At 72.4% G+C, this 12,928-nt stretch carries 11 protein-coding genes; 3 read left to right on the top strand and 8 right to left on the bottom strand.

Annotated features, from left to right (window positions below):
* Window positions 1-8: 8 nt before the first annotated feature.
* From ACH4LD_RS30005 to ssd, 6 genes are all read right to left on the bottom strand, one after another.
* Complete coding sequence (locus tag ACH4LD_RS30005) at window positions 9-347, bottom strand: TadE family type IV pilus minor pilin (protein ID WP_398054643.1); 339 nt, start codon at window positions 345-347, stop codon at window positions 9-11.
* 22 nt (window positions 348-369) lie between these two features.
* Complete coding sequence (locus ACH4LD_RS30000; protein WP_132790033.1) at window positions 370-570, bottom strand: DUF4244 domain-containing protein; 201 nt, start codon at window positions 568-570, stop codon at window positions 370-372.
* 149 nt (window positions 571-719) lie between these two features.
* The gene (locus ACH4LD_RS29995) at window positions 720-1,502 is read right to left on the bottom strand and encodes a type II secretion system F family protein (protein ID WP_398054644.1); all 783 of its coding nucleotides are present in this window, start codon (window positions 1,500-1,502) and stop codon (window positions 720-722) included.
* 91 nt (window positions 1,503-1,593) lie between these two features.
* A complete protein-coding gene (locus ACH4LD_RS29990; protein ID WP_398054645.1) occupies window positions 1,594-2,475 on the bottom strand; it encodes a type II secretion system F family protein in 882 nt (293 codons plus the stop codon).
* Between the two features lie 369 nt (window positions 2,476-2,844).
* Window positions 2,845-4,035: a TadA family conjugal transfer-associated ATPase gene (locus ACH4LD_RS29985; protein WP_398054646.1), complete on the bottom strand. Its 1,191-nt coding sequence runs from the start codon at window positions 4,033-4,035 to the stop codon at window positions 2,845-2,847.
* A complete protein-coding gene (gene ssd, locus ACH4LD_RS29980; RefSeq protein ID WP_398054647.1) occupies window positions 4,032-5,138 on the bottom strand; it encodes a septum site-determining protein Ssd in 1,107 nt (368 codons plus the stop codon). Before ssd ends, ACH4LD_RS29985 begins: the two co-directional genes overlap by 4 nt.
* 591 nt (window positions 5,139-5,729) lie before the next feature.
* Here ssd and ACH4LD_RS29975 point away from each other — a divergent pair.
* Complete coding sequence (locus ACH4LD_RS29975) at window positions 5,730-6,560, top strand: HAD family hydrolase (protein WP_398054648.1); 831 nt, start codon at window positions 5,730-5,732, stop codon at window positions 6,558-6,560.
* 455 nt (window positions 6,561-7,015) lie between these two features.
* Here ACH4LD_RS29975 and ACH4LD_RS29970 read toward each other — a convergent pair whose 3' ends face one another.
* Window positions 7,016-7,840 carry an oxidoreductase gene (locus ACH4LD_RS29970; protein ID WP_398054649.1) on the bottom strand — a complete coding sequence of 275 codons (825 nt, stop codon included), beginning with the start codon at window positions 7,838-7,840 and terminating at the stop codon, window positions 7,016-7,018.
* A gap of 101 nt (window positions 7,841-7,941) precedes the next feature.
* Here ACH4LD_RS29970 and ACH4LD_RS29965 point away from each other — a divergent pair, with 101 nt between their 5' ends.
* Entirely contained in the window at window positions 7,942-8,922 is a 981-nt protein-coding gene (locus ACH4LD_RS29965) for an ATP-binding protein (protein ID WP_398054650.1), read from the top strand.
* Between the two features lie 3 nt (window positions 8,923-8,925).
* On the opposite strand, the gene ACH4LD_RS29960 is transcribed toward ACH4LD_RS29965, so the two are convergent.
* A complete protein-coding gene (locus ACH4LD_RS29960) occupies window positions 8,926-10,191 on the bottom strand; it encodes a hypothetical protein (protein WP_398054651.1) in 1,266 nt (421 codons plus the stop codon).
* Window positions 10,192-10,529: 338 nt separating this feature from the next.
* On the opposite strand from ACH4LD_RS29960, the gene ACH4LD_RS29955 reads away from it, so the two are divergent.
* Complete coding sequence (locus tag ACH4LD_RS29955) at window positions 10,530-12,875, top strand: SulP family inorganic anion transporter (RefSeq protein ID WP_398054652.1); 2,346 nt, start codon at window positions 10,530-10,532, stop codon at window positions 12,873-12,875.
* Window positions 12,876-12,928 lie beyond the last annotated feature (53 nt).

Here is a 12,928-nt window from a genome sequence, read left to right as displayed (position 1 = left end):
CCGGCGCCTCACGGCCCCGCCTCCCTCCGGCCCACCGTGTCCTCGGCGAGGGCCACGGCCTCCTCCCGGACCTCGAACGGCAACCCGCTCAGCACCGGCGGCTTGGCCGCCACCGTCACCCGGACCTGATCGCCCTCGCGCGCGACGGTCACCCGAGCACCCTTCGGCGCCGCTTCCCGGGTCACCGTCACCACCGCCTCGGCCGGGTCCTGCCGGGCGGCGGCCCGGGCGCCCGCACGGGCCGCGTCCACACACTCGATCTGCGCCGCCACCACAAGCAGCCCCCAGACCAGCGCCATCGTGAACGCCACCAGCACGGACAGCACCACGGCCGCCTCCGCGGTCACGAACCCGCGGTCCCCACCTCGCTCACATGCGCGCACTGAGGGCCTTCTTCACGATGTCCTGCAGCTCAGCCTGGACCTGACCGCTGGTGACGACCTTGTAGAGCAGCAACGCGAACCCGACGGCCGCGATGATCCCCATGGCGTACTCGGACGTCACCATTCCGCCGTCCCGACGGCAGGCTCCGCGCATCCGGACCGCCGCTTTCCTGATCTTCTCGAACATTTCAACCCCCGTGAGGCTTCTGGTCTGTTGTGGATCGTTGTCGCTAGTTGTCGTTCATCATGGTTCGTGTCGGTTCGTTGTTGTTCATTGCCCTTCGCCGTCGTTCAGCGCTCACCTGACGTCCGCCTGCCGCCCCGCTCTCATCGCCCTCACCTCCCTCCCATCACCCCGCCCGCCAGCCCGATCACGACCGGCAGCACGCCGACCGCGATGAACGCGGGCAGGAAGCACAGGCCGACCGGCGCCGAGATCAGTACGCCCGCCCGGCGCGCCCGGACCGTCGCCGTACGGGCCCACTCCGCACGCGCGTCCGACGCGAGCCGGGCGACCGGCCCGGCCGCGGGCAACCCGGACTCGTCGGCCCGCTCCAGCAGCCGTGCCAGCGCACCGGCACCGGGCAGCGCGGCCAAGTTCCGCCAGACATCCGCCGGTTCACCGCCGAGCCGGACCTCCGCCGCGCCCCGCGCCAGTGCCTGCCCGACCGGCCCGCCAAGGGCCTCCCCCACCGCCTGGGCGGCGATCACCGGACCGGCACCGGCCGCGATACAGGCGGCCAGCAGATCGGCGGCGAGCGGAAGTTGGCGCGCGGCCCCGGCCGTATCGACCACCTCTTGCTGTCCGGCCACCGCCTGACGGCCCTGCCACCGCCACAGCACAGCACCCACGCCCAGCCCCAGCACCGCACCGACGACCCCGCCGACCAGCACCCAGACACCACACGCCGCGCCGGCCGTCCACACTCCTCGCCGCCGGACGATGTCCGGAATCATCAACCGGGCGGTCCGATCAGGCACTTCAAAGCCCAGCAGCTCGGCCACCCGGCGCCGCGCCCGACGCCGCCGTCGCGTCAGCTCCACCCATCCGACGCCCCAGCCGAGGACCAGCACCACGACCACTGCCGTCCCCAGCCTGTGGATGACTTCCCCACTCATGCCGCACACCCCTTCCCCGGCATCCGCTCATCGATCACTCGGTCGTCCGGTTCGGTCATTCGGGCTGTTCGCCCCATACACACGGCGCACCTCACACGGCCTCCGCCCCCCGCACGATCCGCATCGCCCACCACATCCCGGCCGTCTCGAACAGAGCGCCGGCCGCCAGGCAGCCGAGGCCTGCGCCGCTGTGCAGCAGCACACGCAGGGGGTCAGCGCCCATGGCCGAGCCGAGGAGCAGCCCGAGCGCGGGCAGTGCGGCGAGCAGCACCGCGGTGGCCCGGGCTCCCGACAACTGGGCGCGGACGTCGGACCGTTGATCCCGTTCGGCACGCAAGGCCCCGTCCAGCCGGTCCAGACCGGTGGCGAGTCCGGCGCCCTGGTCCACGGCCACCCGCCAGCACGCGGCGAGTCCGAGCAGACCCTCGGCCCCCGGCTGACGAGCAGCCACGGCGAGCGCGCCGGGCACGTCTCCGCCGAACCGCGCCGCGGCCACCACGCCGGCCTGGGCGTCGCCGAGCCCGCCGGAGTCCCGCGCGGCCCGCAACAGCGCCTCTCCCGGCTGCCGTCCCGCCCGCACCTCCCCGGCGAGCCCACCGCACAGGGCGATCACCGCATCGGCCCGCCGCTCCCGGGTGTGCCGGGCCTGCCGAGCCAGCCGCATCCGGCGCAACACCGGCACCCCGGCGGCCCCCGCGACCACCGGAATCACCGAGGCACCCAGCAGGGCGATCCCCAGACCGGCGACGAGCGCCCACCACTCGGCTCCCCATCGCCCGCGCCTCCGCCGCAGTTCCGCGCGGAACCGCTCCCGGACAGGCGGCCCCATCGTCACCACCCCGCCGCCGGCCAGCACCAGCCGTGCCCGCCGCATCCCGTAGTGCCGTCCGCCCAGCAGCCACACCAGCGCACCGAGACAGACCAGCGCGGCCCCCATGGACGTCTCACCGATCACTTCCGTCACTCCTCTCATCACTTCCGTCACTGCTGCCATCACTGCCGTCGCAGTTCTCATCACTGCCGGCCTCGATCGACCAGCCGAAGCCCATCGACCCGCCACCGAACCCCGAACGCACCGATCGGCCGGATTCCACTGACCCGCCGAACCTCGCCGACCCGCCGCTCCTCCGCCGCGCGAACCGATCTGCAGAACGCCCCCGAACGCACCGATCGGCCGGATTCCACTGACCCGCCGAACCTCGCCGACCTACCACCGATCTGCCGAGCGAACCGGTCTGCCGAACGCCGCCGAAGCACCGCTCCGGCCCGAGCGCACTCGCCCACCGATCCCCGGCGCCGGGCCGAACGGCCCCCTCACACCACCCGTCCGCCGCTCCGCCCCTCAGTCGTCCCCGATCTCGCCCGCATCCCCCACCAGTTGCCGCAACCGCCCCCACCCCCGCTCCCGCACGAACGCCCGCTCGCCCCAGCGCAGGGCCGGTACCGTCCGCACCAGCCCGGTGGTGTCCCGTTCCAGCACGTGCACCTCGGCGATCCGGCGCCGCCCGGTCCGGTCCCGTACGAGATGCACCACCACGGAGAGGGCCGCCGCCAGCTGGCTGTGGAGTGCGGCCCGGTCCAGCCCGGCGGCCGTGGCCAGGGCCTCCAGCCGGGCCGGCACATCCGCCGCCGCGTTGGCGTGGACCGTGCAACAGCCGCCTTCGTGACCGGTGTTGAGGGCCGCGAGGAGATGCACCACCTCGGGGCCGCGCACCTCGCCGACGACCAGCCGGTCCGGCCGCATCCGCAGCGCCTGCCGTACCAGGTCCTCCAGGGTGACCAGGCCGGCGCCCTCCTGGTTGGCGGGCCGGGTCTCCAGCCGGACGACGTGCGGATGGTCCGGCCTCAGCTCGGCCGAGTCCTCGGCGAGCACGATCCGCTCCCCGGGTCCGACGAGCCCGAGCAGGGCGCTGAGCAGGGTCGTCTTGCCGCATCCGGTGCCGCCGCTGACGAGGAAGGACAGCCGGGCATCGAGCAGTGCCCTCAGGATCCGGTCGCCGCCGGGTGGCACCGTGCCGGCCGCGACGAGTTCTTCCAGGGTGAAGGCCCGGGGACGTACCACCCGCAGGGCGAGGCAGGTGCAGCCGACGGCGACCGGGGGCAGCACCGCGTGCAGCCGGGTGCCGTCGGGCAGCCGGGCGTCCGCCCAGGGCCGGGCGTCGTCCAGCCTGCGTCCGGCCACGGCGGCCAGCCGCTGCGCGAGACGTCGTACGGCAGCCGCGTCGGGGAAGGTCACTGGGGTCAGCTCCAGGCCGCCGCCGCGGTCCACCCAGACCCGGTCCGGGGCGGAGACCAGGACGTCGGTGACGTCCGGGTCCGCGAGCAGGGGTTCCAGGGGGCCGGTGCCGACGAGTTCGGACCGCAGGTGCGCGGCCGCGCCGAGGACTTCCGCGTCGCCGAGCACCCGGCCCTGTTCGCGCAGTGCCTGGGCCACGCGCGCGGGGGTGGGTTCGGCACCGCTCTCGGCGAGTCGGCGGCGGACGCCGTCGAGCAGGGCCGCGCCGTCGGCCCGGTCGAGTCCGGGCAGCGTCATCGGATGCCTCCCGTCTCCACCAGCGCGCGCTCCCAGAAGTGCGTGCAGAAGCGGGCGAGCGGTCCGCGCCCGGTCGCACCCGGCGGTTTCGCGCCGCCCCGCGGACGCAGCAGCGCCGGTTCGACGGGCACCTCGCCGGCCAGCGGCAGACCGAGCAGCCGGGCCACCTCGTGGTCGTCCAGACCGGGTGCGTACGGCCCGCGGACCGCGACCCGCAGGTCCCGCACGACCATGCCGACGGCCGAGGCTACGCGGCCGGCGGCTGCGACGGCCCGCAGCTCGGCCGGTACGACGAGCAAGGCCATGTCGAGCTGGGCGAGGGCCTCGGCGACCCCGTCGTCGAGGCGTCGGGGCAGGTCGACGACGACCGTGCCGCCGCGCCGCCGGGCGGCTGCCAGCACCGCGCGGACCGCGGGAGGCGGAATGGCGACGCAGTCGCCGCGGTCCCAGCTGAGCACTCGGAGGGAGTGCAGCTCGGGCAGTGACTCCTCCAGGGCGCCGCCGCCGACCCGGCCCCGGGAGGCGGCGAAGGCGGGCCAGCGCAGCCCCTCGGCGCTCTCGCCGCCGAGGAGTACGTCGAGTCCGCCGCCCAGCGGATCGGCGTCCACCAGGAGGGTGCGCAGTCCCTCGCGTGCGGAGGTGACGGCGAGCGCGCACGCGAGCGTGGACGCGCCGGCCCCACCCCGGCCGCCGATCACCCCGACGGTGAGGGCCGGGCGGCCGATGCCCTCGGCGACGTCGGCGATGCGGTCGACCAGCCACGGTTCGCCGTCGGGGAGCATCAGGACGTGGTCGGCACCGATCTGGACGGCTCGTTTCCACACCCCCGGGTCGTCCTGGTCGCGGCCCACCAGCACCACTCCGGGCCGGCGCGCGGCGCCGCACATCCGGTGGGCGGCGTCGTCACCGACGAGTACGAGCGGGGCGGCCGCCCAGCCGTCGCCGGATTCCGGTACGCCGTGGTGGACCTCGGGTGTGGCGCCCGCCGCCGCGCACAGGCGCAGGAGGTCGTCCAGGAGAACGGCGTCCTCGGTGACGATGAGCGGCCGTCCGGGCCGGTCTGCGGGGCCGGGCGGCGGGTCATGGGTGACGGTTCCGGTCACGGGTGTTCCCCCTTCGCTGGGCGGGCCGCGCAGCCCCTGCGGCCACGCGATTCCCAAAGGTGTGAAGAACCGGCAAGCGGCCTCCATATGAACGGCCGATAGGAACCGGCCATACGCGCTCCGGCAATCGGACCGGCCATGAACTCGCCTCGGCCGGAGTGCGCTGGAATCACGGTGCAGTGATCCGCGAAATAATGTGGATCTTGGTCGATAACTGTGGACAACCCAGACCCTGTGAATATCTCGGTCACCCATACCGGTGACCCCCGTGCCGGCGCGTGTGCGATATCCACAGAGCAGTCTGATGATTACCGTGGGTCACCGATCATGGGCATGCCGAGAGCGCGGTCACGGCGGCGCGATGCCGGCCGTACGGCCGCGTGAGGAGAGGGGAGGAGGGAGAAAACCCATCCGGACATGCGACGACCCCCGCCGGGGGGGAGAGCGGGGGTCGTCCCCACGGCCGACTCGGGGGGGGAGGAGTCGGACCGGGTTAGCACGGTCGCGAACGATCCGTGACTTCCATGGTGTACCCGAGAGCCCTCTCAGGCAAACCCACGCGCCCCACCTTACGCCGAATGGTGGGCGCCTATGCTCAGGGACGTGGAAAACCACTCCTTGCCCCGCGCAGCGGCCTTCTTTGACCTGGACAAGACGGTCATTGCGAAGTCCAGCACCCTCGCCTTCAGCAAGTCCTTCTACCAAGGCGGGCTGATCAACCGCAGGGCCGCGTTGCGTACCGCATATGCCCAGTTCGTCTTCCTGGCCGGCGGTCTGGACCACGACCAGATGGAGCGTATGCGCGAGTACCTCTCCGCACTGTGCCGCGGCTGGAACGTCCAGCAGGTGCGGGAGCTCGTCGCCGAGACCCTGCACGAGCTGATCGACCCGATCATCTACGACGAGGCCGCCTCCCTCATCGAGGAACACCACGCGGCCGGCCGGGACGTGGTGATCGTGTCCACCTCGGGCGCCGAGGTGGTCGAGCCGATCGGGGAACTGCTGGGCGCCGACCGAGTGGTCGCCACCCGCATGGTGGTCGGTGAGGACGGCTGTTTCACCGGAGAGGTGGAGTACTACGCCTACGGCCCCACGAAGGCCGAGGCCATCAGGGAACTGGCCGCGTCCGAGGGCTACGACCTCGACCGCTGCTACGCCTACAGCGACTCGGCGACCGACCTGCCGATGCTCCAGGCCGTCGGACACCCGCACACCGTGAACCCGGACCGCGCGCTGCGCCGCGAGGCATTCGCGCGCGGGTGGCCGATCCTGGAGTTCCGCCACCCGGTCCGCCTCAAGAAACGGCTGCCCGCGTTCTCCGTACCGACCCGCCCGGCGCTGGTCGCCGCGGCGGCCATAGGTGCGGCGGCGGCCACCGCCGGCCTCGTGTGGTACACGAACCGGCGCCGTGGCACAGCCTGAACCTACGCCGTTGCACCGCCTGAACCCGCGTCGGTTTCACCCTGTTTGAACCCGAAAGTAAAGAAGTGCAGGTAGGGGTTCCGGTTCCTCCCGGCCCGCGGTACAAAGAACGTAGGCCCGCGAGACCAAAGGACATCCGAGAGGATCCCCTACCACTACGCACTGGCCCCACGGACCCAGCATGAACACCGGGCACCCACGCGACGTCGACCCGTCGATTACGGGCCAGCCGCACCAGGTGACGGGCAAAGATCCCGACCTGATGGGCGACACATCGAGGACGCCTGGTAACCCGGTGATCATGCCAGCGGCGGTACGAGCGACTCGTACCGCCGCGACCCTTGTCGGGACGCCCCGCCGTCCGGGGCTCCCGCCCTCTGGCGCTCCGGCCGCCCGGAGCCCGCACACCAGGACTTCCCTCGCCCGCACACCCGGACTTCGCCGTCCGGCCTCCCTCAGGCCGCGCCGCGCTGGAGCGCCTCGCACACCGCCGTCGACTCGCGTGCACCCAGTTCGACCGCCCGGCCGCAGTGGGCGATCCAGGCGGCCATGCCCTCGGGGGTGCCGGAGACGTACCCGTCCAGGGCGGCCAGGTAGGAGGCGCGGCCCAGTTCACCGTGGCCCACCTCGGCGGGGCAGACCGCCTTCGGGTCCAGTCCGCTGCCGATCAGCACGATCCGCTCGGCCGCGCGCGCGACCAGGCCGTTGTGGGAGGTGAAGGGGCGCAGTGCCAGCAGTTCGCCGTGCACCACGGCGGCCGTGACCAGCGCGGGCGCGGAGCTGCCGGCGATGATCAGGTCGGCCAGCCCCTCCAGTCGGCCCGAGACCTCCTCGGCGTCCGGCAGCGGCAGCTCGACCAGCGGCTCGTCGACCGGCTCGCCGGCCAGACGCGGCCTGCCGACCTGATCCTCGGCGCTCGCCGCGGCCACCAGGTGGAGCCGGGCCAGCACCCGGAGGGGCGACTGGCGCCAGATGGACAGCAGCTGCCCCGCCTCCGCGGTGAGCCGCAGGGCCGCACCCATGACGCGGGCCTCGGCGTCGACACCGAAGTCGGTACGGCGGCGCACCTCCTCCAGGGCCCAGTCCGCACCGGACAGCGCCGCCGAGCCGCGGGCGCCGCGCAGCGCCGCCTCGGAGGTGATCTCGTTGCTGCGACGTCGCATGATCCGGTGCCCGTAGACCCGGTCCACGGCCTTGCGCACGGACTCAACGGACTCGGCCACACCGGGCAGCGAGCCCAGGGCCGCGAGCGGATCGGCGGTCGCGCCTGTCGTACTCATGAGTACGACACTACGCACCCCACCGAGCCACCCCACGAAGGAGTGGTCTTCTTCACCACCACGTGACACGTACAGCTATGGCGCGACTACCCTTGGTGAACATGAAAATTGCTTTCGTCGGGAAGGGCGGCAGCGGCAAGACCACGCTCTCCTCCCTCTTCATCCGCCATCTCGTCGCCTCCGGCGCCCCGGTGGTCGCCATCGACGCGGACATCAACCAGCACCTCGGCCCCGCGCTCGGCCTCGGCGAGGAGGAGGCGGCGGCGCTGCCCGCCATGGGCGAACAGCTTTCGCTGATCAAGGACTACCTGCGCGGCGCCAATCCGCGCATCGCCTCGGCCGCCACCATGATCAAGACGACCCCGCCCGGCGAGGGCTCACGGCTGGTCGGGGTGCGCGAGCCCAACCCGGTCTACGACGCCTGCGCGCGCCCGGTGGAACTCGACGGCGGCGCCGCCCGTTTGATGGTCACGGGCCCCTTCACGGACGCCGACCTGGGGGTCGCCTGCTACCACTCCAAGACGGGAGCGGTGGAGCTGTTCCTGAACCACCTCGTCGACGGCCCCGACGAGTACGTCGTGGTCGACATGACGGCCGGTTCGGACTCCTTCGCCTCCGGCATGTTCACCCGCTTCGACATGACGTTCCTCGTCGCCGAGCCGACCCGGAAGGGGGTCTCCGTCTACCGCCAGTACAAGGAGTACGCCCGCGACTTCGGCGTCGCCCTCAAGGTCGTCGGCAACAAGATCCAGGGCCCGGACGACCTCGACTTCCTGCGCGAAGAGGTCGGGGACGACCTGCTCGTGACGGTCGGGCGCTCGGACTGGGTGCGCGCCATGGAGAAGGGCCGCCCGCCCCGGTTCGCCCTCCTGGAGGAGGCCAACGCCCGCGCCCTGGACCTGCTCAAGGCCACCGTCGACGCCACCTACGAGCAGCGCGACTGGGAGCGCTACACCCGCCAGATGGTGCACTTCCACCTGAAGAACGCCGAGTCCTGGGGCAACGAGCGCACCGGGGCCGACCTGGCGGCGCAGGTCGACCCCCACTTCGTGCTCGGCGAGAACGTGGCGGCGCCTGTCTGACGTCTACGCCCCGTCCGCCGGCGCCCCGGGCACGCCCTTGGGCGCCGGGGCCGGGTGGCCGGACAGGAAGGACGCCCAGCCCTGCCGGGGGGCCTCGCCCACCTTCAGAGTGCGCAGCTTCGCCAGGGTCCCCGGGTCCTGGGCGTCGAGCCAGTCGGCCAGCTGATGGAAGGAGACACAGCGCACCTCGGGCTTGGTGCACACCGCCTTGACCACGTCCTCGACGGCGCGCATGTAGGTGCCGCCGTTCCAGGACTCGAAGTGGTTGCCGATGATCAGGGGCGCGCGGTTGCCGTCGTAGGCGCGGTAGAAGCCCTTGACGAGTCCGTCGCGCATCTGGGCGCCCCAGTAGTCGAACTTGTCGGGGTCGCCCTGGGTCTTGGTGCCGGACTGGTTGACCATGAAGTTGTAGTCCATGGTCAGCTGCTCATAGGTGTGGCCGGGGAAGGGCACCAGCTGCATCGACAGGTCCCACAGGCCCTCCTTCTTCTTGGGCCAGACCTGGTTGTCGACTCCGCTGGAGTCGTAGCGGAAGCCCAGCTGGCGGGCGGCCTTGATGAAGTTCTTCCGGCCTTCCAGGCAGGGGGTGCGGGCGCCGATCAGCTCCTTGTCGTAGTCGAAGGGCAGCGGAGCCGCCCGCTTCATGCCGGTGTTGGTCCGCCAGGACTTCACGAAGGCCTTGGCCTGGGCGATCTCGCTCTTCCACTCCTCCACCGACCAGGTGCCGACCCCGCCGTCGGGCCCGCAGAAGTGGCCGTTGAAGTGGGTGCCGATCTCGTTGCCCTCCAGCCAGGCCAGCCGTACCTGCTTGAGGGTGTCGGTGATGCCCTGCTCGTCGTTGAAGCCGATGTCGGAGCGGCCCGGCGAGTGCTGCGGGGGCTTGTACAGGTCGCGCTTCTCCTCCGGCAGGAGGTACACGCCGCTGAGGAAGTACGTCATGGTCGCGTTGTTCTCCTTGGCGACCTTGCGGAAGTGCGAGAACAGCTTCTGACTGTCCTCGCCCGCGCCGTCCCAGGAGAACACGACGAACTGCGGGGGCTTCTGACCGGGGCTCAGCCGCTCGGGCCGGGGCAGATGCGGCTGGGATCCGGTGTAGGCGGTGGAACCGTCGCCGATCAGCCGGAGCACGCTGCCCGGCGCCGGCGCCCCCTGCCCCGGTCCGGGCGCCCCTTCCTTGGTGCCGCTGGAGTCGGTCGCGCAACCGGCGAACGACGCCGCACAGGCCGCGGCGACCATGGCGCCGACGGCGATCCTCTGGGTGGCGGCCATGTTCCGCCCACCTTCTTCCTTCTCTCAGGCACACGCTGACGAGGGCCGTTTTCAGGTGATGTGCCGGGTTCGCACCGGCAGCGCCGCCAAGGTCGCATGGGACCGAGAAGGAATTAGTACGACAAGCCGATCAAATGCTCACTTCACTCAAGTGGGCGATCTTCCACCCCTTTTGCCCCAAAAAACTATGCTCTGGCTTTACTTGACATTACGGTTCTTTTACCGAGCGTTGATCCATCCCGCCGCTGCACGCCGTGACCCACGGCCGCGACCGAGCCCGCCCATCGCCGCGGCTCCCACCCAGTCCGCGACCGCGCCGCCCCGGAGGAGACGGGAACATGTCCGCCTGCGCACCCCCTCACGCCCAGCACCCCCACCCGCCGCACAAGCCCGCACCGACCCGCCGCCGCTTCCCCGTCGCGGGCGCCGATCTGTCCGCCGCCGTGGCGGTCTTCCTGATCGCCCTGCCGCTCTCCCTCGGCATCGCCCTGGCCACCGGCGCCCCGCTCCAGGCGGGACTCGTCGCCGCCGCGGTCGGCGGAATCGTCGTCGGGCGGCTGGGCGGCTGCCCCCTCCAGGTCAGCGGGCCGGCCGCCGGCCTCACCGTGGTGACCGCCGACCTGATCCACCGTTACGGCTGGCGGGCCACCTGCGGCATCACCGTCCTCGCCGGCCTCGCCCAACTCGGCCTCGGCTGCCTACGGGTGGCGCGCGGCGCGCTCGCGGTCAGCCCGGCCGTGGTGCACGGCATGCTCGCCGGCATCGGGATCACCATCGCCGTCGCCCAGATGCACATCGTCCTCGGGGGCAACCCGGACAGCTCCGTCCTCGCCAACCTGCGGGCCCTGCCCGCCCAGTTGGCCGACCTGCACCCGGCCGCCGTGTCGATGAGCGCGCTGACCCTGGCCCTGCTGCTGGCCTGGCCCCGCCTGCCCGGCCGCGCCGGCCGACTGCTGCGCAGGGTGCCGGCCGCCCTCGTCGCCGTCACCGGAGCCGCCGCGACCGCCGCCCTCACCGGCCTGAGCCTCCCCCGGGTCGAGCTGCCGTCCTGGCACAGCCACGCCCTGGCCGGACTGCCCGAGGGCCCGGCGCTCGGCCTGGTGGCCGCGGTGCTCACCACCACCCTGGTGTGCAGCGTGCAGTCGCTGCTCGGCGCGGTGGCCGTGGACAAGCTGGTCGCCGCCCGCACCGGTCCGCAGTCCCGCATCGGCCGCTCGGATCTGGACCGGGAGCTCCTCGGCCAGGGCGCCGCCAACATCGTCTCCGGGGCCCTCGGCGGGCTGCCGATCGCGGGCGTGGCGGTGCGCAGTACCGCGAATGTGAATTCAGGTGCCGTCAGCCGGAACTCCACGATGGTGCACGGCGTTCTCGTAGTAGTCGCCGCGCTGCTGATGGTCCCGGTCCTTGAGGAGATCCCGCTCGCCTCCCTCGCCGCCCTGGTGATGGCCGTCGGCATCCAGATGGTGTCCCTGCACCACATCCGCACGGTGACGCGCCACCGCGAAGTGCCGGTCTATGCCGCGACCACGCTCGGCGTGGTGGCCCTCGGCGTCCTCCAGGGCGTGTTCCTCGGGGTCGCCGTGGCGGTCGCCGTCGCCCTGCACCGCCTCGCCCGCACCCGCATCACCCACCACGAGAAGGAAGGAGTCCATCACGTACGCGTCCGAGGTCAGCTGACCTTCCTCGCGGTGCCCCGGCTCAGCAGAACCCTGCATCTCGTACCCCAGGGCTCCCACGCCGTCGTGGAGCTGGACGGTTCGTTCATGGACCACGCGGCGTACGAGTCACTGCAGGACTGGCGCAGCTCCCACACCGCCCGGGGAGGCACGGCCGAGCTCGCGGGCCGGCGCGACGGAATCCGGACCGGCGAGCAGGCCCCGGCCACCGAGTGCCGGTGCCGCCCCTGGACCCCCTGGCGCAACCACCAGGCCTGCTTCGCCGCGGCCCCCGCCGCCCGGGCAGGGCAGGGGGCCGGCCGGGAACTGGCCCGTGGCATCAGCTCGTTCCAGCGGAACACCGCGCCGCTGGTGCGGGAGGAGCTGGCGCGGCTCGCCCGGGAGGGACAGCGGCCCTCCCAGCTTTTCCTGACCTGCGCCGACTCCCGGCTCGTCACGTCCATGATCACCGCCAGTGGTCCCGGCGACCTGTTCGTCGTCCGCAACGTCGGCAACCTGGTGCCGCCGCCGGGCGAGGAGCACGGCGACGACTCGGTGGCCGCCGCCATCGAGTACGCGGTGGACGTGCTCGGGGTGCGCTCCATCACGGTGTGCGGGCACTCCGGGTGCGGGGCGATGCAGGCGCTGCTGACCACGGGGGGCGGTCAGGGGGACACCCCGCTCCAGCGGTGGCTGCGGCACGGGCTGCCGAGCCTGGCGCGGACGGCCGGCGATCACCCCGAGCGGCCCCGGCTGGCCGGGCGGGAGCCGGCGGACACGGTGGAGCTGCTGTGCCTGACCAACGTGGTCCAGCAACTGGCGCACCTGAGGGCGCACGGACCGGTGGCCCGGGCGCTGGCCGAGGGGACAGTGGAACTGCACGGCATGTATTTCCACGTGGGCGAGGCCCAGGCGTACCTGCTCGCGGGGACGGAGGAGCAAGCGGTGTTCGAGGACGTCGCGGGAGGCATCGGGGGAGGTGAGGAGGTACACGAAGGGGTACGGGTCACGAGTCACGGACAGGTCTAAACCAATTTTCCCGTCGACCCTTGTCATCGGACCCCCGCGTCTGATGAGCTGTG

This window comes from Streptomyces sp. NPDC017676 (assembly GCF_044329325.1).
In the GTDB taxonomy this organism is placed as follows: domain Bacteria; phylum Actinomycetota; class Actinomycetes; order Streptomycetales; family Streptomycetaceae; genus Streptomyces.
This window is presented reverse-complemented; position numbering and strand designations above follow the sequence as displayed.